The organism is Photobacterium japonica (genome assembly GCF_050337005.1).
GTDB classification, from domain to species: Bacteria; Pseudomonadota; Gammaproteobacteria; order Enterobacterales; family Vibrionaceae; genus Photobacterium; species Photobacterium japonica.
This window is the reverse complement of the sequence record NZ_JAKJSN010000008.1, coordinates 134,105-155,965: the sequence shown is the minus strand read 5'-3', so window position 1 is coordinate 155,965 and position 21,861 is coordinate 134,105. Positions and strand designations below refer to the sequence as shown.

The 21,861-nt window shown below is 47.4% G+C and carries 14 protein-coding genes; 6 read left to right on the top strand and 8 right to left on the bottom strand.

The genetic code is table 11. The annotated features are described in order from the left end of the window. Positions 1-571: 571 nt before the first annotated feature. From L4C36_RS02165 to L4C36_RS02150, 4 genes are all read right to left on the bottom strand, one after another. The gene (locus L4C36_RS02165; RefSeq protein WP_428476142.1) at positions 572-1,114 is read right to left on the bottom strand and encodes a YfiR family protein; all 543 of its coding nucleotides are present in this window, start codon (positions 1,112-1,114) and stop codon (positions 572-574) included. Then, positions 1,114-3,117, bottom strand: coding sequence for a TonB-dependent receptor plug domain-containing protein (locus L4C36_RS02160; RefSeq protein ID WP_428476141.1), 2,004 nt, complete (start codon positions 3,115-3,117; stop codon positions 1,114-1,116). Before L4C36_RS02160 ends, L4C36_RS02165 begins: the two co-directional genes overlap by 1 nt. 486 nt (positions 3,118-3,603) lie before the next feature. Beyond that, positions 3,604-4,431 (bottom strand): pirin family protein, encoded by an 828-nt coding sequence (locus L4C36_RS02155; RefSeq protein WP_428476140.1) that lies wholly within the window; start codon positions 4,429-4,431, stop codon positions 3,604-3,606. A gap of 150 nt (positions 4,432-4,581) precedes the next feature. Beyond that, positions 4,582-6,237, bottom strand: a complete 1,656-nt coding sequence (locus L4C36_RS02150; protein WP_428476139.1) for a VRR-NUC domain-containing protein — start codon at positions 6,235-6,237, stop codon at positions 4,582-4,584. Positions 6,238-6,407: 170 nt separating this feature from the next. Between L4C36_RS02150 and L4C36_RS02145 the strand changes: the two genes are divergently transcribed. Both L4C36_RS02145 and ydiJ read left to right on the top strand, forming a co-directional pair. Then, the gene (locus L4C36_RS02145) at positions 6,408-7,877 is read left to right on the top strand and encodes a phosphatase PAP2 family protein (RefSeq protein WP_428476138.1); all 1,470 of its coding nucleotides are present in this window, start codon (positions 6,408-6,410) and stop codon (positions 7,875-7,877) included. Between the two features lie 160 nt (positions 7,878-8,037). Beyond that, positions 8,038-11,106: a D-2-hydroxyglutarate dehydrogenase YdiJ gene (gene ydiJ, locus L4C36_RS02140; RefSeq protein ID WP_428476137.1), complete on the top strand. Its 3,069-nt coding sequence runs from the start codon at positions 8,038-8,040 to the stop codon at positions 11,104-11,106. Positions 11,107-11,200: 94 nt separating this feature from the next. On the opposite strand, the gene aqpZ is transcribed toward ydiJ, so the two are convergent. Beyond that, positions 11,201-11,893, bottom strand: coding sequence for an aquaporin Z (gene aqpZ, locus L4C36_RS02135; RefSeq protein WP_428476136.1), 693 nt, complete (start codon positions 11,891-11,893; stop codon positions 11,201-11,203). A gap of 158 nt (positions 11,894-12,051) precedes the next feature. After that, positions 12,052-12,936, bottom strand: a complete 885-nt coding sequence (locus L4C36_RS02130; RefSeq protein WP_428476135.1) for a LysR family transcriptional regulator — start codon at positions 12,934-12,936, stop codon at positions 12,052-12,054. 189 nt (positions 12,937-13,125) lie between these two features. On the opposite strand from L4C36_RS02130, the gene L4C36_RS02125 reads away from it, so the two are divergent. Beyond that, positions 13,126-13,839, top strand: coding sequence for a cation efflux transmembrane domain-containing protein (locus L4C36_RS02125; RefSeq protein WP_428476134.1), 714 nt, complete (start codon positions 13,126-13,128; stop codon positions 13,837-13,839). A 126-nt stretch (positions 13,840-13,965) separates the two neighbouring features. On the opposite strand, the gene L4C36_RS02120 is transcribed toward L4C36_RS02125, so the two are convergent. Beyond that, complete coding sequence (locus L4C36_RS02120) at positions 13,966-14,448, bottom strand: LabA-like NYN domain-containing protein (RefSeq protein ID WP_428476133.1); 483 nt, start codon at positions 14,446-14,448, stop codon at positions 13,966-13,968. A gap of 197 nt (positions 14,449-14,645) precedes the next feature. Between L4C36_RS02120 and L4C36_RS02115 the strand changes: the two genes are divergently transcribed. Together L4C36_RS02115 and L4C36_RS02110 are read left to right on the top strand one after the other, a co-directional pair. After that, a complete protein-coding gene (locus L4C36_RS02115) occupies positions 14,646-15,392 on the top strand; it encodes a YggN family protein (RefSeq protein WP_428476132.1) in 747 nt (248 codons plus the stop codon). A 221-nt stretch (positions 15,393-15,613) separates the two neighbouring features. Continuing rightward, positions 15,614-15,769, top strand: a complete 156-nt coding sequence (locus tag L4C36_RS02110; RefSeq protein ID WP_428476131.1) for a hypothetical protein — start codon at positions 15,614-15,616, stop codon at positions 15,767-15,769. A gap of 124 nt (positions 15,770-15,893) precedes the next feature. On the opposite strand, the gene L4C36_RS02105 is transcribed toward L4C36_RS02110, so the two are convergent. Next, positions 15,894-18,341 carry a YgiQ family radical SAM protein gene (locus L4C36_RS02105; RefSeq protein ID WP_428476130.1) on the bottom strand — a complete coding sequence of 816 codons (2,448 nt, stop codon included), beginning with the start codon at positions 18,339-18,341 and terminating at the stop codon, positions 15,894-15,896. A gap of 693 nt (positions 18,342-19,034) precedes the next feature. Here L4C36_RS02105 and ygjK point away from each other — a divergent pair. Beyond that, positions 19,035-21,701 carry an alpha-glucosidase gene (gene ygjK, locus L4C36_RS02100; RefSeq protein WP_428476129.1) on the top strand — a complete coding sequence of 889 codons (2,667 nt, stop codon included), beginning with the start codon at positions 19,035-19,037 and terminating at the stop codon, positions 21,699-21,701. Positions 21,702-21,861: the final 160 nt, after the last annotated feature.

Sequence of the window (21,861 nt, the reverse complement as noted above, 5' to 3'; positions counted from 1 at the left end):
ACGTGATTGACTTGCGGTTTAGTATTGTCACTAAATTATTCGCTTTTAAAATATATTCCTTTAAGGGATGTGAGTGGCGGTAATTAATGGTTATCTTTATACAATTGCACTTCAATTAAGGCATTAATTTGACACTGAAGTGCATATTCCTTTTTGGGTGTAAATTGTCCTTGGTGAATGTTAAAAAAGGTGATGCTTTTGACCGTTATTGATGATTTTCAACCCAATAGGATGTCAAAAAAATGAATGCTCGTTATTGTGATAAAGATCTCTCTGTTTTGCTTTTTTGAACGAATGTCACTTTATTGGTTGCGGTTATTTGCTTGTATTTTGAGTCGTTTGTGACAGTTTTATCGCGTTTAGATAATAAGTGCAATGATCATGGCCATTTATGCAGGGGGATATTTACTTCTGTGCATTGAGAATATGGTTAGTAGGGAAAGTGGTCGCCGGGGCGTGTAAGGCTTTGGAGTGTTATGTGATCATGATAGGAAAAAAAAGAACGAGATAGGGTTTGATCTCGTTCTTTTTCAATTTCTGGGCTTGTTTGTTGCTTTGTTTTACTGAGCGGTTAGCTCTGAAATACCTTGTCTTGAGGGGGAAAGATAATCGCAATGCGCAGTAACTGTGAGCTTACCGATAAGTTGTTTTTTTCTATATTTAATAAAGATAAAACCGGCTTTATCTGCTGACCCAAGGTGCGTAATTCAATCATACCACCTAACGGCAACGTATCTGCACTGTCACTGATTGTGAGTAACCCCGGGTATTGTGGAAGGGTATGTAATGCGTGAAGTTCTTTTTCAGTGATATAGAGTAGATCACACTGCTTATCGGCGTCCGCCAAGTTGTCCATCTGCTGAACGGGTTTTATGTTTCCGTTTTTGGCCAATAATTGCGTTAAGATCGCAGTGGTACTGTCTTGACCGAGTGTACAAAAAATCGGTGCGGCCTCGGAAGCATTATCCCAACGGATAAAATTGGTGAGGCGGTAGATATAAACCGCCTTGATTTTATACTCGGAAAAAGCGATGTCAGCATGCGCAGATCCAGCTGTCAGCCCCCACAGGCTGACAACATAAAACAGAAGCGTATAGATGCGGGATAAATTCATTACTGGATATTCCAAGACGCTTTAAAGTAAATGGTTTCTTCCAGTGATGGATAAGCTCCTGGCTGATCGGCATAGGCCGCCTCACCAAAACCATCGACCACTAACTCGACACGTGGCCAATTGGGCTGTTGCTGCCACGCGAGACGAAGATCAACCGTGCTGATGGAAGGGGTGTCATAGTACATGCTATCCACTGAAACGCCACTTCGATATTTATACCACAAATCGAGCTGCCAACCGGGCGCAAAATCCCACAGGCTTTGCATCGACACAAAGTGTTTTGGCTGGTTATTGTATTTCATGTTGTAGCCGGGGGTCGTGTCATTTTCACAAGCGGCGTAACCGGAACAACGGGCATTTGTTTCCATGAACGTATAATTGGTATTGATTGTTAGTGCTTCAAAGGGCGTCCAGCGGATGGCCGTTTCAAAACCGAAGGTTTCAACGTCTAAGTCATCATTGTAGCTATCGAGGTAAATAGGCAGCTTATGTTCAACGTTGCTTCCATCAATACAGTTACCATCATGACACAGCAGTTGGTTAGGGTCTTCCATGCGCGTGTTGTCGTATTGACTGTAGAACACGGTGCTATCAATATTGAGTGATGGCATCGGGGTAAAACGGTGCCCCGCATCAATAGTAATCACGCTTTCATTGTCTAAATCTTCTTTGGCTTTAGAGATAAAGACGCCAGTGATCTCATATTCACCCTGTTCATTGGGGTGGTTATAGCTCAGCTGATACATATCGGTTTTCGTGTCGACAAAAGAGGGGGTGACGACAGCACGGCCTGCGCCGACCCAAAATTGCTGCTCAGCATTGTATTTGTACAGTAAGCGTGCCTGTGGCTGTAACTCTACGGTGTCGTTGAGTGAAAAGTATTCGATTTTTGCGCCTAACGTTGAGGTCAGTTTATCGCTCAGTTGGGATTCTAATTGAATATAGCCATTTACATTGATATCGGTGCCGACAGGGTCGTTACTGTAGCGGCCCCATGCTTCCATTTTAGAATAAAAATTGTCCGGGTAGGGCTCTGTGCGGCGATGGATCACGCGCAGGCCAGCCCCGCTGGTCAATTCGTGTTTTTCATTTAGTGCGGTACGTGCGAGCGTATCGACATCAAATGAATAAAACTCGCCTTGTGCAGAGGCTTCATCAGTAAAGTTATAGTCTGTCCATAGGTGTAATTCATAGTCGGTTTCATTAACCGTTTCAAACCAGTCTAGGCTGGCATAGAGACCACGAGAATACACGTCAACGACGGAAGCGTTGAACATGACTTTATCGCCAAAGTTGACGTTGTCAAAGCTGCCATAGAACCAGTCATGATCCGATTTGGTCTCAAAACCGCCTGCCTGTACGGTGATTTGACGGGCGTTATCATCGTAGTCGGCCCGTATTCCCCCGCGCACATTACGCCAAAGATCATCATTGATACTGTAATAGTCGCCAGTGATCCCTTTTACAAATGCACGCGCAGTGATTTTATCACTTAGGGTCGTGCCGTAACGGTAGTTCAACTCTTGGTAGTTGCGCTCACCATTTGCCACTTCGACATAATGCCCTTGTGTGTCACCGCTATTTTTCGTGATGATATTCACCACGCCATTGGCAGCGTTACCGCCCCACATGGTTCCTGAGGTGCCGCGAATGACTTCAATACGTTCTATGTCTTCAAAGACCGTATCAATGGTATGCCAGAAGGTGCCTGACATCAGCGGACTATAAACACTGCGTCCGTCAATCATGACGAGAAGTTGATTAAAGAGAATGGTATTTAAACCGCGCAGGGAAACTTGCCAGTTGTATTCTGAAAGACGGGTGACCTGCACGCCAGGCGCTAGCCCCAGCGCTTCAGCAACAGAACGCACACCGCTGCGGCGGATCATTTCATTGGTGATCACATAGGCAGCAGCGGGAATGTCAGAAATAGCTTGTTCTTTTTTTGCTGCAGAGGTCATGCTGATATCAACATTGGCAAGATCTTCCAGGCTCATCGACATTAATAGATCCAGCTGATCGATATCCGCAAAGGGATCAGTATTTGCGTGCGCGATGGAAATGGAACAGGTCAATGAGACGAAAAGAGCAATAGGCTTAGCGCGGAACAGCGCCCCAGCATGATGACAAAAAAGCGATGGCATACTTATAAATATTCAGATATGAAAGACCAGAATATATTACCAAATAAAATCGGGTTTTATTTCGGTGTGATGAGACGTTTGTTTCTTTATGACGGTTATGAAATGGCATTTTTTATGGCGTATTGACGTAGTTATCGCATTTATAATCTTAAATCGGGTGTGTGAAAGGCAATAAATTGACACGGATATGAAATTTTCATTTAAGAAGTAAATGAATTGATGGARATGTTGAATGATGTGGTGAGGCAATTTTCTACACCATGAATCAGTACTACTGACAACGTCAAAAAAATGGAAATTCAAATTTGTGATCACTCTCACTTTAAGTAATTGCTTGCTTCGGTGTTATTTTCTCATGAGGAGTAAGTTTTTAATATTTTGGGTCGCTTTTGTCAGATTTTTTTGAGAAGAGTGGACTGAACTGATAGAGGCGTAGAAGGGTTGTTTAAGCGGTTGCCCCAATACGACAAAGAGGCGGGCAGCGATTTTTCCTGTTCGGATCTCGATAGGGAGAGCGGAGGGTTGCAGCGTGGCCATCTGTTGAGACTGTATTTGGCACCCGCTGATGTAACAGGTACCGGATTGCAGGTAAATAAAGCCGCTTTGTTGCAGGCTATCCGGCACAAAATACCAGTTGCTATAGGGGGCAATCATGACATCAAGATAGGTGATTGGGAGGCTGTATTGCACGGGGCTGTTGGCATTTCTATACTGGCCAATAATGACTTTGGTGATGGTGCTCTTTTCCTCGACTAACGGTAAGTGTTGTGCCTGAATGTGGGTGCTTGAAGCCGGCGCCATTTCGGGTTGTCCTGCAGGCAGAGCGGTCCATAAACTGAAGGCTTCAATTTGCCCGTTTTTTGGTGTCAGTGTGTCTTTGTGAATAACGCCATTACCACTGGTCATGATGTGTACATCACCACTGGCTAGCGTGATGTGGCTGCCTGCTGAGTCGCAGTGGTTGAGTTTTCCTATTACCGGATAACTGATGGCATCAATACCGGAGTGACCATGGTAGTCCAGTCCCGCTGAATGCATAACGGCTTTGGCGGAAAAATGATCCCAAAGCACAAAAGGGTCGAGTTGGTGATGATCCTCATTGTGGATGTAAGCGGTGAGTGATCCCGATTTTTTGCCGAACCGAATTGTGTGTACTTTGCGTGTTTCGTTCATGAACCGCCACCAATATCATGATAATTCGACCTTTTCCTTTGGGCCTTATGGTTAATAAAAATACTATTATTAATAAAGATAATAATAGGTGAGAAATGACGTTGAAGAGGGAGAAAATGGCATAATTTTCAGGAAACAAAATAGAGGGGGTTATACCCACGTGACGTAAGCCACTTTTGCCGGTATACCGTATTGCTCAAAGTGCGATAACCAACGCATTTGGTTGCGTTGTAATGTGTCACCAGGGCCTTTGACTTCTACCCAGCAATATTGCTGTTTGTTGAACAGTATGAGATCCGGAAACCCGCTGCGGTTATTTTTGGGGTCGAAAACCATGCGTTCAAAGATCATTCGCAACGCGTGGGTTGGGATTATCTCGATACTTCGCTTGATCAGCTCTTCATTCAGTGCCGACCAGTGCACCCAGTCATTACCGATCCCCCCTTTTTTCTGATACACCGTCAGCCACTCGTTCCATTGGGCGTGCTCAATGGCATGCAGTCGGTGATTTATTGCCTGCTTACGCCGCAGATAAAACTCAGGCGTGAACATGTCTCTGGGGGAGCGTTGGTAAGGATTAAGAAACGCCCCTGCGATAGGGGTATAAATAATGTCCCAAAAAGCCAAACCGAATAAACCGCACATCAAATGGTTTTCGACATAATGCGCTTCCCAGTTGTGTTGTTGGAAATAGTCGGCGACACAGGTTTCGACCCGCGCAGATTGCGCTGTGAGCTTCAGGTGTATTTCGTTGGGAGAAAAAGGACGGCAGGCCGGTATGGATTCCCCCTTTTTCTTCGCTAAACGCTTGAACAAAATATGTGCCACATCGGTTTCATCTTCGTGAAAGGGGGGGGAGAGCATGTCTTTGGTTAAGGTCAATGCGCTGGTGAGTTGGTGCTGCTTTTCTAATAGGCGTACTTGTCGTTCCCGTGAGGGCGGGCGTTGGCTTTGGCGAAACAGTGAGAGCGCCTGTTGCTGTAACATCGGGCAGTCACCAGCGTGCCGTTCAAGATCGCGGGCGAGATGATTAATCAACGTCTGACGTTTATTTTCTAACGGTACCCACGTAAAAGCCGGTGGTAAGCGTGGCACTAAAGCGCAGATTGCGTCGGTATCGCGCTGCGTTTTTGCTTGCCAGTACGCGTCATTCAGTTGGGAGAGCGATAGCCAGTCTTCAATGTGTTGTCGTTCGTGAAAGAAACGGTGTTGACGGTCAAGGGGGTATTGTTCAAAGGTCTGTCGCCCCAGTTCGGCCAATACAAATTGGCTGAGGTCTTGATGTGAGTTACCAAAAAACAGCAGTAAAAAAACCTGCAAATGCTCAGAATGACAAATAGCGAACAGGGGCTCATGAAAATCCGTAAATGTGATGGGATGCTCACTCAGACGCTCGACCAAGCGAGGCTTGGTGGCTTGCTTCAGGGCGTGCAGACAAGAAAATCGCTGCAGGAGTTCTGGCTTGGTAAACAACGCACAGATCTGCGCGAGAGGAAAATCCGTTAATGCGAAGTGGATAAAGCCAGCATCGGCGAGGTGCTGAGCGGCCACGTCACGGTCAGGAATTTCATCATAGTCCAGTTTGTATAAGCGAAAGAGCGGCCCTTTTCGTGTGAGTAACCGCAAGTACAAGCATTGGCTATTAAGAGGCAAGGCGAGAAAGGTGATTAACCACTCGCGTTCATCTGGCGTGAGTAAGTCGTCATATTGAGCCTGCACCGTATGAATGAGCGTCAGAAAGTTGGTGCGATAATAATCGACAGCGAGAGCGGGAGGCGACGGGTCAGAAGAAAGCGGTGCTGACATGTAAATCCTTGACGTTGTGGCAATGTATTTGACGTAATGACGGTTGAAAGGCGGCAATCGATTGCCCCTGTCAGCAAAAAACAGATATGATAGTCAATGAGTTAGCAATATTGCTACCTGAGTTCTTTCTCCATCATAGATGGTTTTTTACCCGGTTTGTAGAGTAGGTCATGGCAATGGAAGTCATTCGCTGGTGGTGTGTACTGTGTTTGTGCCTGTTAAGTAGTTGGGTTACTGCCAGTGAAACGGCTTCAACGCAGGTACGGGATGATCTTGTTGGCGCGGTATGTATTATTCGCCATGATAATCAGATTGTGATGCTTTCTGAAGTGATCACGAAAAAGCTGTCGTTGCCAGGGGGGTATATCGATAAGCCGGATACGCCGAAAGAAGCGGCGGCCCGAGAAGCATTGGAAGAATCGGGGATTCAAGTGCATGTGGGTGACTTACTGCAATACCGTGGTCGAGCGGCTATTTATGCTTGCCAAGCGACATCCCCCATTCTGGTATCTTCATTCCGTGATAAACGTGGCTTCCCGATTGTGGCATCGTGGTTTTCTAAACACTTTGCGTCTGAAGTTGAGCGAGTGTATTTGATTGATCCACAACAGGTAACCACGTCGGATTATCGGTATGCATCGGATGTATTATTGCTGCCGGGCTGGATGGCTCGAACCCCCAATAGTGACGTGCTGGAGTATGACCAGCTCGATGACAAAATAAATCTGCTTCATCAATATGAAGTTCGCCATATTCAGGCTTTTCAGCACGCGGTTGAACAATGGCCGCCGTTGGCGCAAGTCGTGTTTGAAGCCATCGCTTATGTGTTGAATCTGCCCGGGGAAGTGTGGTTTATCATGCTGGTGGTGGTTTTAACTGCGGGCTGTTTGGGGACAAAACCGCTGGTGGAGTTACTGTTCCTATTGTTAATTGGCTTGTTTACCACTTCATTGCTGAAGCACGGTATTGCGTCACCGCGTCCTTTTTTTGCCTTACCAGAACTGCAACGCATTGATGCGAGTGGTTTCGGTTTCCCGAGCGGTCACACTTTGATGGCCACCTTGTTGTGGGGGGGCGTATGGCATGTAATGACACAACGGGCGCCCTCATTCCAGAAAATTATCGTGGGTGTGATAGTAGCACTGCTGATTATTGGGCAAGGGGCAGCACGCGTTTGGTTTGGGGTGCAATTTATCAGTGATGTGGTGATCACCATGATGCTTGGCATCATGATCGTGTCGTCACTGCTTGTTTGGCGCACGCACGAACCACCGTTGCAAACGTATCTGTATAACCGTTGGTTTTGGCTGTTCTTAACCATGGCTGTCGGCATTATTGCCAGTTATACGCTGGTGCCCGCGCAAGCCTACATTTTTGCGATGATGCTCGGGATCTTCTTATCGGTGGAATTTGCGTCTAAACAGATGGCGGAATCGACCGGATTACCTGTACCGAAAGCGTTACTGTCTTGTGTGATAATAGGAGGCATCACTGGCATTTTGTATGGCGCCTTACAGTATATTGCTGAGCAGAGCACGGTTAGCTTGATTGTTCTCGGCATAAAAGCGAGCGGTTGCTTAGTGATTACGCTGTGGTTAGTGGCGGGTACGGCGTGGCTACATCGTCGATTACGTGCGTAGATCAGCGAAAAGAAAAAGGTAATCATGTGATGTGCGGGACATTTCCTTGTTTAACATCACACTTTTTTTCCCTCTATGGGTGAGGTAAAGTGAAGCACACATCCGATATAGAGAAGGCCAGTTGTCATAGGATATGACAGGAAACTGGACAAGGAGAGCAATGTTACCTGCACTAACTCATCAAGACAGTACCGATGATGCGGTTCTGTCATTTCTTCATGCGTTAGACAATGCCGGCTTTAAGGGCGACATTGAACAGACGTATGCCAGCCGTTTAGCGGTCGCGACAGACAACAGTGTCTATCAGCAAATACCACAAGCCGTTGTGTTCCCGCGTGATTATCACGATCTGGTGACGCTGGGCCACACTGTCCAAGACAGCGCCCATACCGCTATTACTTTTTCTGCTCGCGGCGGTGGTACCGGCACCAATGGCCAGTCATTAACGCCAGGCATTGTGGTGGATCTTTCTCGCCACATGAATCAAGTGTTGGAAATCAACGCGGAAGAAGGCTGGGTGCGGGTACAAACCGGGGTTGTGAAAGATCAGCTGAATGATGCGTTGCGCCCTTTGGGCTTCTTCTTTTCGCCGGATTTATCGACCAGTAACCGTGCGACCATTGGCGGTATGATCAATACTGACGCCTCCGGTCAGGGGTCATTGAAATACGGTAAAACCTCCGATCATGTCCTGTCATTGAAAGCCGTACTGGTGGACGGTTCCGTGCTGGATACGGAAGTGCTGAGTAACGACGCGATTCTTGCCCTACCGGATACATCCACGCTGGCCAACCAAGCACTGAAAACCGCAGCGGCCGTTTGTCGTGATAAACGCCAGCAAATTGTCGATAAATTTCCCCCCTTAAACCGTTTCTTAACCGGATATGATTTAAAAAACGGGTTTGATGATGCGCTTGAGCATTTCGATATCGCTCGCCTGTTGTGTGGTGCGGAAGGTTCGTTAGCCTTTATCGCCGAAGCAAAACTGAATATCACCCCAATCCCCAAAGCGCGGGCGTTGGTGAATATCAAATATGACAGCTTTGATTCCGCCTTGCGCAATGCGCCGATGATGGTGGAAGCACAAGCCTTGTCGGTCGAAACCATTGATTCTCGTGTGCTGAACCTTGCCAAGCAAGATATCGTCTGGCATACCGTGAGCGATTTGCTGGAAGATGTGCCGGGCAAAGACATGCTGGGTATCAACATGGTGGAATACGCCAGCAATGATCCGGCTGAAAACGCAGAACACGTGACGGCATTGTGCGCCCGATTAGACGCCATGATTGCCGCGCAACAGCATGGCATTATTGGCTATCAAGTGTGTAATGAGCTGGCGGGCATTCAGAAAATTTACGGTATGCGGAAAAAAGCCGTTGGATTACTCGGTGCGGCCAAAGGCAGTAAAAAGCCGGTGGCCTTTGCCGAAGACACTTGCGTGCCGCCTGAAAACCTCGCCGATTTCATTGCGGAGTTCCGCACGTTACTGGACAGCTATCAGCTCAATTATGGGATGTTCGGTCACGTTGATGCTGGGGTGTTACACGTGCGTCCGGCGTTGGATCTGTGCGATCCCGAACAAGAATTATTGATGAAGACGATTTCCGATCAGGTCGTCACGTTAGTCGCTAAATACGGCGGTTTGATGTGGGGGGAACACGGCAAAGGTTACCGTTCTGAATACGGCCCCGCCTTTTTTGGCGAAGAACTGTTTACCGAATTGCGCCGAATTAAAGCCGCGTTTGATCCAGATAACCGCATGAACCCAGGGAAAATTTGTACGCCATTAGACAGCACGGCAGAACTGGTGCAAGTCGATGGGGTGAAACGGGGCTATTACGACCGTCAGATCCCGATTGAAGTCCGTGACAGCTTTAAACAAGCGATGGAATGTAACGGTAACGGGTTGTGTTTTAACTATGACACCAGCTCACCGATGTGCCCGTCGATGAAGATTTCCGCCGATCGTCGTCATTCGCCGAAAGGCCGTGCTGGCCTTGTGCGTGAATGGTTACGTCAGCTTGCCGAGCAGGGCATCGATCCCACAGTATTAGAAAAAGAGCTGATGGAAAAAGCGCCGACAGTGAAGCAAATCATTGATCGCTTTAGAAACAGTTTCGGCAAAAACCGTCAATCTTACGATTTCTCACATGAAGTGATGGATGCCATGAATGGCTGTTTGGCTTGTAAAGCGTGTGCGAGTCAATGCCCCATTAAAGTGGATGTGCCGAGTTTCCGCTCGCGTTTCATGCAAATTTATTACAGCCGTTATCAGCGTCCGGTGAAGGACTATTTGGTTGCCTATGTCGAAAGCTATTTGCCATTAATGGCCAAAGCACCGGTGGCGTTTAATGCCGTGATGCGTCCGCGTTGGTCTCAGGTATTAACGGAAAAGACCATTGGTTATGTAGACATGCCAGCGCTGTCTGTGCCGACCTTGGCAACAACGCTGAAAGGGCATGATGCCACGCAGTTTGATTTGTCTGCGCTGCAAGCGTTATCCGCAAAAGCAAAAGATGACTATGTGCTGATTGTGCAAGACCCGTTCACCAGTTATTACGATGCCGATGTGGTGTCAGACTTTGTGCAGTTAGCGGAAAAACTGGGTAAAACGCCCGTGCTTGTGCCGTTTAAACCGAACGGTAAAGCGCAGCACATTAAAGGCTTCTTGCGTGAGTTTGCCAAAACTGCCAGCAATACGGCGGCGTTCTTAAATCAGTTGGCTGACCTTGAAATCCCAATGGTCGGGGTCGATCCAGCCTTGGTGCTGTGTTACCGCGATGAATATACCGAGATCTTAGAGGATAAGCGTGGGGACTTTCAGGTACTGACGGCACATGAATGGCTGGGGACATTACTGCCAGCACACCCTGCGGCGACCTCACAGGGAACGACGGACTGGTATTTGTTTGCCCATTGTACCGAGAAAACTAAACTACCTAATGCAGAAAAAGAGTGGGCGAGTATTTTCCATCACTTTGGCGCGAAATTAGTGCCGGTCGCGGTAGGTTGTTGTGGGATGGCGGGTACGTTTGGTCATGAGAAAGACAAGCTCGAGATGTCACGCGGTGTCTACGATTTAAGCTGGCAGCCGAATATCGAACAGCTTGATCCGGCGCACTGTATGGCAACCGGTTATTCGTGCCGCAGCCAAGTGAAACGTTTTGAAAAAATCAAAATGAAGCACCCGACACAAGTACTGTTGCAGGTCCTGAACGGGCACGCATAACGACAGCATTTGCTGTTGTACACGAAGCAATAAAAATGCGGCTTATTGAAGCCGCATTTTTTATATCAGAAAGATCAACATTGATCCGCAGTGATCACTCGTCGTTGGGGCTGAGCCAGCGATACACCACACCGGCGATCAATGCGCCAATCATCGGCGCTAGCCAAAACAACCAGAGCTGCGACATCGCCCAATCCCCCACTAAAATTGCTGGGCCGGTACTTCGAGCTGGATTGACCGAGGTGTTTGTGACAGGAATACTGATCAAATGGATCAAGGTTAAACATAAGCCAATAGCGAGCCCAGCCATAGCGGGCGTGGCCAATTTGTGGGTCGCACCGAGAATGACGATCAAGAACATGAACGTCATGACCACTTCGATGATAAAACCGGACATGAGATCGTAACCACCAGGGGAATGATCGCCGTAACCGTTAGACGCGAGTCCGCCAGCCAAGCTGAATCCCGGTTGACCACTGGCGATAATGTAAAGCACATACGCCCCGGCAATCCCTCCCAGTACTTGGACGATGATATAAGGGATCACTTCTGCACTCGGGAAACGTCCCCCTGACCATAACCCCACGGTGACGGCGGGATTAAGGTGGCAACCGGAAATATGACCAATCGCATAGGCCATGGTGACAACGGTCAAACCGAAGGCCAGCGCCACCCCTAATAAGCCAATGCCGACATCAGGAAAAGCGGCCGCTAATACGGCGCTGCCACACCCCCCGAGTACAAGCCAGAATGTACCAATGAACTCTGCCACTAACTTCTTGAGCATGATGATGATTCCTGTTTAAAGACCCGTGAAAAGTATAGAGGGCTTCATTGCGCTTCGTCGGCCGATGACTGTAAAAAGATCGGACACAGGCAAACGAAACACTGGGCAAACATCACAAAAGCATGTGTTATCGACGAAGAGGCAGCAGGGAACGAGAATCAGTGAGATTCGTCATCGAGGTAGGTTTGTAATTGATTTGCAAGCCACTGCGTTAGCGTGCCTTGCGGTCGGTTCTTGTTGTGGATCACCCCATAAGGTTGCCATTTCATGGCTTGGTAGTGGTTCAGCACCTTTACGGTGCCGTCACGCAGGTAGGTGTTGATCAACACAGAAGGCACGTTAGACCAACCAATGCCATCGAGTACCGCATTGCGCAGGTGTTCATAAAAAGGCAAGGCAATGTAGTTACTGGAAGCGGGAGAAACGGCTTTTAGCCCGTCTTCATCAATGGCCGCTAAGGCAAATTCGGTATAACGAGCAAGGTCAGCACTGACCACTTTACTCAGTTGGCATAATGGATGCGAACTGTGCGCCACCGACATCATGCGAATTTGTCCCAGCTTACCGTGGTAGTTATGCGGCAAACTGTCGCTGTTTGGCAGCAAACAATAGGCCACATCCACCATGTCTAATTCCACCATTTCATCCAATTCTGGCGGTGGCGCCATGTAGACCGACACGCTGGTATTGGGAAATTGTATTCGCATGTCATGCACTAATTGGCGCCAGAAAGGTTCGGGCAGGGCATCATCACGGGCAATACGCAGTGCTGACTCAACCCCTTGGTGGTGCTGGTGGCATTTCGCATGAATATCCCCTGCAATCATCGCGATACGTTCGCAGTCGTTTTTGATGGATTCGCCAATTTCGGTTAGCAGCACTTGGTTGCCGGAACGTTCAAGCAGCGCCACCCCTAATTCATCTTCCAATGCACTGAGAGATGCACTCACGGTGGTACGACTTTTCCCTAATTTACGTGCTGCTTCCGCAATGGATCCGCATGTACTGGTTTCGATAAACATTTCGAGTTGGCTGATTTTCATGATTAGTCCACAAAACAAATATGAAGCGATAGCGTACGGTGTGCTGGATGAGAGGGAGCTCGCTGTACGTTCAGCGACGAAAAACCGGTCGCTCAGTGATTATCCTAATGTAAACCTTGGCGGTAAACTGAGAATCAAATTAAGAAATTCAAAAGTAACTGACGAAAAGCATGTCGGTTCGAGGTTTATATGCAGTGTAATGTATCTTTAGAACGAAAACTATTGCAGCTATCCACAGTGTCAGCGTTGCTGTTTGCGTTGATGGGCATTGGCTTAGGCTTATGGATGGGCTCTCTCGTCATTGTGTTTGACGGTGCCTACTCCTTGGTGAGCTTGGCACTGACAGTACTTTCGTTGGCAGCAGCCAGTTACATTCGCTCGCCTAAAGCGCGCCAGCAAACTAACGTGAAGATGATAGAGCCTGCGGTGATCGCCATTAAAGGCTTGGTGATCACCTTGATGTGCGGTATTTCGTTAGCGTCTGCGGTTGAGGCTATCAGCGCTGGTGGTCGAGAGGTGAACACCGGCTTGGCGTTAGCGTTCGGTGTGGTGAACATTGTCGGTTGTTTGGCGACGTACTGGATCATCAAATCCCAAGGTGCGCGTACCGGTTCAGCATTAATTGCTGCAGAATCAAAGCAGTGGATGATGGATACCGTAATTAGTGCGGCAGTCATGATGGGCTTTGTGGTTGCTACCGTTTTGGCGTATGTCGGTTTGGGTGAGTATGCCGTGTATGCAGACCCCGCGATGGTCGTGATTGCTTCGCTGTATTTTGTTGTGGTTCCGATGAGAATGGTGGTGGGCGCGGTGAAAACGTTACGTGCCCTTTCTCGTGAACAAGCAGTAACCGCTCGTCATGTTAAGGACAACAAAATCTTGGGTGCGATGCCACATTGTTGAGCGGAGCGGTCAAAGCAAAGTGGCACTGAATAATCAGTATCAAAAAAGGCGGTAAGTTTTCACTTACCGCCTTTTTATGTGCGTGCACGACGCAGTCACGATTGTTTGGCGTTGTTTGTTTAACCGCTATTTACGATTAAGGAGTAACGTCTCTTCAATTTCACGGAAGTGATTCGCGGTATTGATTAAAGAAGCGGCTGTTAGACCTGGAACACCGTAGATCTCGACATCGACTCCGTATTTGGATTGCACTTTCTCTACCAGCAGATCAAAGTCACCGTCACCGGATAGCAAGATCACACGATCGACAGAAGGGGCATGTTCAATCACATCCAAGGTAATGCCCACATCCCAGTCTCCTTTGGCGGAGCCATCGCTGCGCTGAATAAACGGTTTGAGTTTGACCTCAAACCCGATCCCACGCAGGATATTTTGAAATTGTCCCTGCTTCTCATCCCCACGATGAATGGCGTAGGCAAAGGCTGCCACCACGTCCCGCCCTTGCGTAGCTTCCGCCCAAAAGGCGTTGTAATCGAAATTACAACCATACGTATCTTTAACGGTGTAGTAGATGTTTTGAACATCAACAAAAATGGCAACTTTTTCCACAGTGACTCTTCTTAGACAGGAGTAGGCCTGTAGAGTAACAGATCCTCATCACAGTCACAAAAGATGGATAAACCCTTGTTTCGATAACGGTGTGGAGCCAAACAGGGGATTGGCTGGTGGGTTAGAACACTTGTCCCTGCGTCGTAATCGTGTGAAAGTATATGCATGATGACTCGATACAAAAAGAAAACAGATTGATGATGAAAAAGTTAGGGCTCGCTCTACTGCTGTTGCCTGCGTCTTTGAATGTGCAAGCACAAAGTTGCCCAGTTAACGTACCCAATGATATCCATATCAACGATAAACAGGTGGCGTTATATCAGCAAGGCACTGCAAAAGTGGTGATTGATGAAAATAATCAATTGTTCATTAATGGCGAGAAAATGGATTTGGATGCCGCGCAGAAAAAAGCGGTCGAAGCCTACCGCGAACATGTGCAGGCATATTTACCGAAAATGGCGGAACTGGCGGATGATGGCGTCGCTGTTGCCAATGATGTTGTGACGGAATTAGCCGCAAGTTTAGGGGGCGAAGAAGCCTTTGCTGGCACACATGCCTTGATCAACCAATACAGCGAGCAAGCCAAAGCGAAATTTTATCCAGAGGGGCAGTTTGTTTTACCCGCGGATATTTTTTCTACGGTTGAAAGCGATTGGCGACAAGAGTTTGAGCAGGCGATGAAGCATGTGAGTGCTGAATCAATGGCGGCCATGTTCGCAGCATTAACGGCTGAGATGAAAGACGGCGAGCTGAACTTCACCGAGTTCCAGCAAAAGATGCTGGATTTGAAAACGCGGATGCAAACCACCATAACGGAACGTTCAAAAGTCGTGGCGAAACAGGCTGATGAGGTATGTGGTGATGTGAAAGCATTGGCGGAAGAAGAGCAGAAGCTTCAAACTTTGATCCCTGAATTGAAAAATTACCCGATGTTTAAAATCTAAGACAGGCCGAGTGTGCAAGGCTTAACAAGGTAACGAACAGAAGCAAAACAGAGAGCGATGGTTATCCATCGCTTTTTTATTGGGCGGGATTGTTTATTTTGATCTAAAAGCGAAATAAGTGTCATCGCGCAGACAAACTGAGCCGTTTATTGATAGGGTGGGTATATCGGTAAGTTGTCGGTAGGCTTGCGGTGAGTGAGCACTCAATCAAGGAGTCGAAGATGATTAAACTGGCGGTTATTGTCCTATTGTTACTGGTCGGCGGGCTGGTGATGAAATATTTAGATGAGAGATCACAGATGAAATTCGTATTGGGATTAGGGCTGTTAGCTGTGCTGTATATCGTGGGTGTGATGGCTTATGAGTTGATGCGATAGCGATACCTTGGTAGCTATACCTCGATAGCACCGAGAGCACGATAAAAAAACAGCCCGCGAGAGGCGGGCTGTTGAGTGTTATGTTTGGCTGAATGGCCGTTTAAGTCACGACGCATGAGCGTGATTATCGCGCGCGTGAATGGCTCGGTTTACTACCTTGAGCACCACTACCTTGAGTGCGACCTTGACCGCCGCCTTGGCGTTGGCCTGCGGGTTTCCCGTTACTGCGTTGCGGGCGATTGCCCTTGTTCTGAGTGGCGTTTTGGTTGCCACTGCCATTACCTTGGCTGCGTACTTTGCCTTGACCGGATGGCTTGTTCCCTGTGCTTGTTCCCGTCCCCGCACCTGCGCGTTGCCCCGGTTTACCTTTGCCAGCACCAGCAGGTTTGTTCGTGTCTGCGTGATGATTACCCGCGTGGTTTCGGTTAGACGATTGACCGCCGCGCTTGCCGTCTTTACGGATATCCGGCTGATTCGGGTGTTTCGTCGCGAAACGCTTCGCACCGTGACGGCCTGAGCCACGACGCTCTGCTGGCGTCAATTCCGCTTCGCTACCTTCAGCAGGCACCAAACAGTTGGCACGATCACCAATCAAGTGCTTCTTACCCATGTTGACCAAAGCTTCACGGATCAACGGCCAGTTCAGTGGGTCATGGTAACGCAACAAGGCTTTGTGCAAGCGACGTTGACGTTCACCTTTGGCAACAAACAAATCTTCACGCTTTTTGTATTTCACGCGCTTCAATGGGTTTGTTTCCGAATGGTACATGGCTGTCGCGTTACACATCGGAGATGGGTAGAAGTTCTGTACCTGATCACACTGGTATTCGTTCTGCTTCAACCACAGCGCCAAATTCAGCATGTCGTCATCGGTGGAACCTGGGTGCGCCGAAATGAAGTAAGGGATCAAGTATTGCTTTTTACCCGCTTCCGCACTGTATTTTTCAAACATGTTTTTGAAGCGGTCATAGGTGCCCATGCCCGGCTTCATCATCAGATCCAGCGTGCCTTTTTCTGTGTGCTCTGGGGCAATTTTTAAATAACCGCCCACGTGGTGTGTCACCAATTCACGCACATACTCTGGTGATTCCACCGCCAAGTCATAACGTACGCCAGAGGCGATCATGATTTTCTTAATGCCTTTCACGTTACGGGCATTACGGTACAAATCAATCGTATGGCGGTGATCCGTATTTAGCTTTTCACAGATCTTCGGGAAAATGCACGAAGGACGGCGGCAGTTGGCTTCAGCTCTGTCGTCTGAACAGCCAAGGCGATACATGTTCGCTGTTGGGCCGCCTAAGTCAGAGATTGTGCCGGTAAAACCAGGGACTTTATCGCGAATTTCTTCGAGTTCGTTCAAAATCGATGCTTGTGAACGGTTTTGAATAATACGCCCTTCGTGTTCGGTGATAGAACAGAATGAACAGCCACCAAAACAGCCACGCATGATATTGACCGACGTTTTGATCATGTCATAAGCCGGAATTTTTGCTTTGCCGTAGCCTGGGTGTGGTACTCGTGCAAACGGTAACCCGAACACAAAGTCCATTTCTTCTGTGGTCAACGGAATAGGTGCACGGTTTATCCACAATTCACGGTCGGCATGTTTTTGTACCAGTGCGCGTCCAGAATAAGGGTTGGTTTCCAAGTGCATCACACGGCTTGCGTGTGCATACAAAATACGGTCGTTTGCCAGTTTTTCATAAGAAGGCAAACGTACGACGGTGGTCGCAGCATCGTGGCGAGATGGGCGAACATGCACCACTTGTGCCTGCTCTTTTTTCTCTTCTTTATTGGTGGCGCACGTTTCTTCGGTGGCATACGGGTTTTGCATGACCATCGGGCGGCCCGGTTTTTCAATGCGTGATGAGTCAATCTCTTTATAGTGCTCAGGGATCGCTTTCATCATTACCGCTGTGCCCGCAATGCCGGTTAGCGTCTTCACGTCTTCGCCATGGGAAAGACGGTGAGCCACTTCCACCAATGCGCGTTCGGCGTTACCAAACAGCAAAATATCGGCTTTGGCATCCATTAATACTGAGCGACGGACTTTGTCTGACCAGTAATCATAATGCGCAAGGCGGCGTAAGCTCGCTTCGATCCCGCCCAGTACAACAGGCGCATCTTTATAGGCTTCACGACAGCGCTGTGAATACACCAATACCGCGCGGTCAGGGCGCTTACCGCCTTCATTGTTAGGGGTATAGGCATCATCGTGACGCAGTTTACGGTCAGCGGTGTAGCGGTTGATCATGGAATCCATGTTACCGGCAGTAATACCGAAGAACAGGTTCGGCTTACCCAGTGCCATGAAGGCATCTTTGTTTTGCCATTCAGGCTGGGCAATGATACCCACACGGAAGCCTTGTGATTCGAGCAAGCGGCCAATCACCGCCATACCAAAGCTAGGGTGGTCAACATACGCATCACCGGTAACGATAATAATGTCGCAGCTATCCCAGCCAAGGGCGTCCATTTCTGCGCGAGAGGTCGGCAGGAAAGGCGCCGTACCGTAGCATTCTGCCCAGTATTTAGGATAGCTGTTAATAGGAGTTACTTCAGTGTGCATATTTTGACCTCAATTTTTGAAGGCGGGAATTATAGCCCTTAGCAAAACAACTATCTAGCCCTTATCCCTTCTGGGCTGGTGGCTTATTAACCCTTCTTTCATTAAGGATTAAGGGGCTTGCCCTGTCATTATTGTGTTTGAACCGCGTGATATTCACTTGGCTGTAAAGTATAGAGCGCGCTTTGTCTAACAGGGAGGAAAATAGAATGAAGGGCCGATTTTTATGTGCATGGTGTTCAGTATCATTACATACGGTAGAGAGGCAGGGGGCGAAAATAGGCTTTGGTTCACGCCTGTTATTCGTGAAATGAATATGCAACAGAAGCAAATACCCTGATAGTTAAAAAACACTATTGTCAATAAAATATTATTTGTTTGGTTTTTAATCTGAAGGAGAATCTAACTATTTATATTAGGAGGGTTTCAGTTCGCTAAACTGTGATCTATGTAATGATGGAATTTAAATAATCAGGTTATTCTTTTTTGGCTTAAAAAATGAGAATGGCAAATAAGATGCGAAGTTTGTAACTAAACAAACATGGTCAGAATGTAAATTGATATGTGTTTTATATCATGTTTATTTTCTGAATTATCAGGTTCACTTCCCCCAATGAGTCCGATTTTACATGTTGTTCTGTTGCTATATTTACAATCTCAATCCTTTATGGATACATCTTAATTAGGCAAATGTTCATGTATATTAATAAAACACTTTTAGCTTTATCTATTGGTATGGCTATTTCTCTTTCTGGTTGTAATAACGATAACAATGAATCATCAAAAAACAGTGAAAAACTCACACCAGARAGCAGTCTAAAAGCATCTGATTTTAAAAACACAATTAATCGTATTGGTAATCCGGTTGCTTTACGGGATCTTGCTCATGGTCATCTTGAGTATATTCCTTTATTCGATCACGGGTCATGGCATGGCCATACTTTAGATGATCCAAAAAAGGTACAAGATAGCTCAATTGCTTTAGGTTCTGTGGCTTTATTGACGGAAGAATATGTCCATTATATGGCCAGTCGTTTTGACGCGCTGACATTATTGCTAGACGACAAGCCTGTTAAATTAGTATTAACAGAGGCATATTCAATTGCAGGTGCTCTAATCCAAAATTACACCGGCGAACAGGGTGTAACTGCGAAGCTGACAATGCGTTTTGTTTCTGACCGAACATCCATGGTCAATGTAACGATTGATAACCCAAATAACTTAATGTTAGGCGCTGTTTGGGGTGGTTCTCTTATGGATAACTACTATCAGAATGAGTCTGGTTTTTCATTGTCTGATGATGGTACAAATAAGACGGTCATAGAAGCATATCCAACTTATGAGCGTGCAATAAAAGAAACCCGCGATGGTATTGAGGTGTCATTCGGTGCCGTGCGAAATTCTTGGTCGTTACTCACCTCTGGTGATTCCAAGTTTATTGTCACGCGCTCTGTTCAGCATGACGGCAACACGACAATCACCGCGAATGATGAATCCGGTTCTTCTTCTTATGTGCAATCTGCGAAACTGGGTAATGCATCGACAATCGCAATAAATACAGCTTTTACTCACGTTCAAGACTCGAAGGAAGAAGCGCGTGAAGTGGCCACTCTTTCTGATCTGATGCTAAATCCCGTGGAGCAGATGAATAAATCCGCTCAGCGCTGGGAAGGGTACCTTGAGAAAGGTTTGACCAATGATAAAGCAACGAAAGCACAAGAGTTTGTTGCCGTTAAAGCAATCGAGACATTGCACTCTAATTGGCGTGGTGAGGCGGGTGCGATTAGTCATGATACCGTGACGCCGTCAGTGACTGCACCTTACTTCTCAGGCAACATGACATGGCCGTGGGATACATGGAAGCAAGCATACGCAATGGCGCACTTTAACCCTGATGTGGCGATGGAAAACATCCGTACTGTATTCCAATACCAAGTCAAAGCCGATGACGTGGTGCGTCCTTGGGATGAAGGTTACTTGCTGGATGTCGTGACCTATAACTTACCCGAAGATCGCTGGAATGCGATGTCTGAGGAGTATAAGGCTGCGCACCCATTGGCGACCAACGGTCTTAACTGGAACGAACGTAACACGAAGCCGTCACTGGCCGCGTGGGCTGTTATGGAAGTGTACAACGCGTTGATTACGGAACATGACCGTCCAGAAGAAGCGAAAGCTTGGCTGGAAGAAATGTACCCTAAACTCGTGGCTTACCACGACTGGTGGAAGAGTAACCGTGATACTAACCATAACGGTATTCCTGAATATGGGGCTGCGAAAGACCCTATTCACACCATTATGGGCGACGAGATCGGCTCACAGGATTATCAAGGTGATAATAGCGAAGATGCGATGAAGTTTTATGTGACTGAAGGTGAAAAGCACGCTATTGGTGGTTTAGAAGAGTACAACCACGTGCTTGATAACGGCTTGGCGACACCAGCAAACATGGAGATTCCAGTTAAAACCGCAGCAGGGTGGGAGTCAGGGCGTGATAACGCAGCAACATTCGGCTTTATCTATGAAGATCAGCTACAAGCTTATGCAGAAGAACGTTACAACGGTGATTTAGCTGCTGCGTCAAAAGATTGGGAATTACGCGTAACAGAAGTGCGTGATCCACAGAATAACGCGCTGAAAGGTTACACCATTGATCAGGAGTCGGTTGACCAAGCCTCATACTGGTACTCAGACAACTTGTACCTGGCAGAAATCGCGACGATCCTTGGTAAGACGGCTGAAGCTAAGCATTACAATGACTTTGCGGCTTACACGAAGAACTACATCAACCAATGTATGTTCTACGATGCGAAAGGTGGTGCAGACCCGTACAACGCATCGGGTTTCTTCTACGATATCAAGATTGAAAATACAGTACCTGTTGTGACAGAGTTTAACGCTCAAACACCTATTAATTGTGCGGGCTCACACATTGTTGCTCGTGGTAAAAACACCGAAGGTTGGTCGCCGCTGTTTAACAAAGCAGCGACGAAAGAGAATGCAGCAGCGGTTGCGAAGCATTTGATTGATGGTGAGTTTAGCTTTGTGGGAGAGACGGAGCTTAAGATCCCATTGAGTACGGCGGGCACGGGCAACCCTGCATACGGTCCGGATGTTTATTGGCGTGGTCGTGTCTGGCTTGATCAGTTCTACTTCGGTGTACGTGGTCTTGATAACTACGGTTACGGTGCTGAAGCGCGTGAGATGGTTGATAAACTGTTTGCTAACGCTGAAGGTTTAACGGAATCAACGCCAATTCAAGAGAACTACAACCCAGAGACGGGCGAGGTGCAAGGCGCGAATAACTTCTCATGGTCAGCGGCTCACCTGTACATGCTTTACAATGGTTTTGTTGGTAAGTAACTTTCGTTAGTAAGTAACAGCGAATAAAAGAAAAGCTGACGATACATAGTTTGTGGTTAGTCAGCGATTTCTCGTTAACGCTCAAATCGACCTTAATAATGTTAAGGTCGATTTTTTATTTTAGCGAACCTATTTACCGGCTAACAGAACAAGTGCTCAG

Coding starts and splice junctions, on each gene's coding strand:
- L4C36_RS02165 (WP_428476142.1), bottom strand. CDS start 1,114: ATGAATTTATCCCGCATCTATACGCTTCTGTTTTATGTTGTCAGCCTG.
- L4C36_RS02160 (WP_428476141.1), bottom strand. CDS start 3,117: ATGTCGATGAGCCTGGAAGATCTTGCCAATGTTGATATCAGCATGACC.
- L4C36_RS02155 (WP_428476140.1), bottom strand. CDS start 4,431: ATGAACGAAACACGCAAAGTACACACAATTCGGTTCGGCAAAAAATCG.
- L4C36_RS02150 (WP_428476139.1), bottom strand. CDS start 6,237: ATGTCAGCACCGCTTTCTTCTGACCCGTCGCCTCCCGCTCTCGCTGTC.
- L4C36_RS02145 (WP_428476138.1), top strand. CDS start 6,408: ATGGCAATGGAAGTCATTCGCTGGTGGTGTGTACTGTGTTTGTGCCTG.
- ydiJ (WP_428476137.1), top strand. CDS start 8,038: ATGTTACCTGCACTAACTCATCAAGACAGTACCGATGATGCGGTTCTG.
- aqpZ (WP_428476136.1), bottom strand. CDS start 11,893: ATGCTCAAGAAGTTAGTGGCAGAGTTCATTGGTACATTCTGGCTTGTA.
- L4C36_RS02130 (WP_428476135.1), bottom strand. CDS start 12,936: ATGAAAATCAGCCAACTCGAAATGTTTATCGAAACCAGTACATGCGGA.
- L4C36_RS02125 (WP_428476134.1), top strand. CDS start 13,126: ATGCAGTGTAATGTATCTTTAGAACGAAAACTATTGCAGCTATCCACA.
- L4C36_RS02115 (WP_428476132.1), top strand. CDS start 14,646: ATGATGAAAAAGTTAGGGCTCGCTCTACTGCTGTTGCCTGCGTCTTTG.
- L4C36_RS02110 (WP_428476131.1), top strand. CDS start 15,614: ATGATTAAACTGGCGGTTATTGTCCTATTGTTACTGGTCGGCGGGCTG.
- L4C36_RS02105 (WP_428476130.1), bottom strand. CDS start 18,341: ATGCACACTGAAGTAACTCCTATTAACAGCTATCCTAAATACTGGGCA.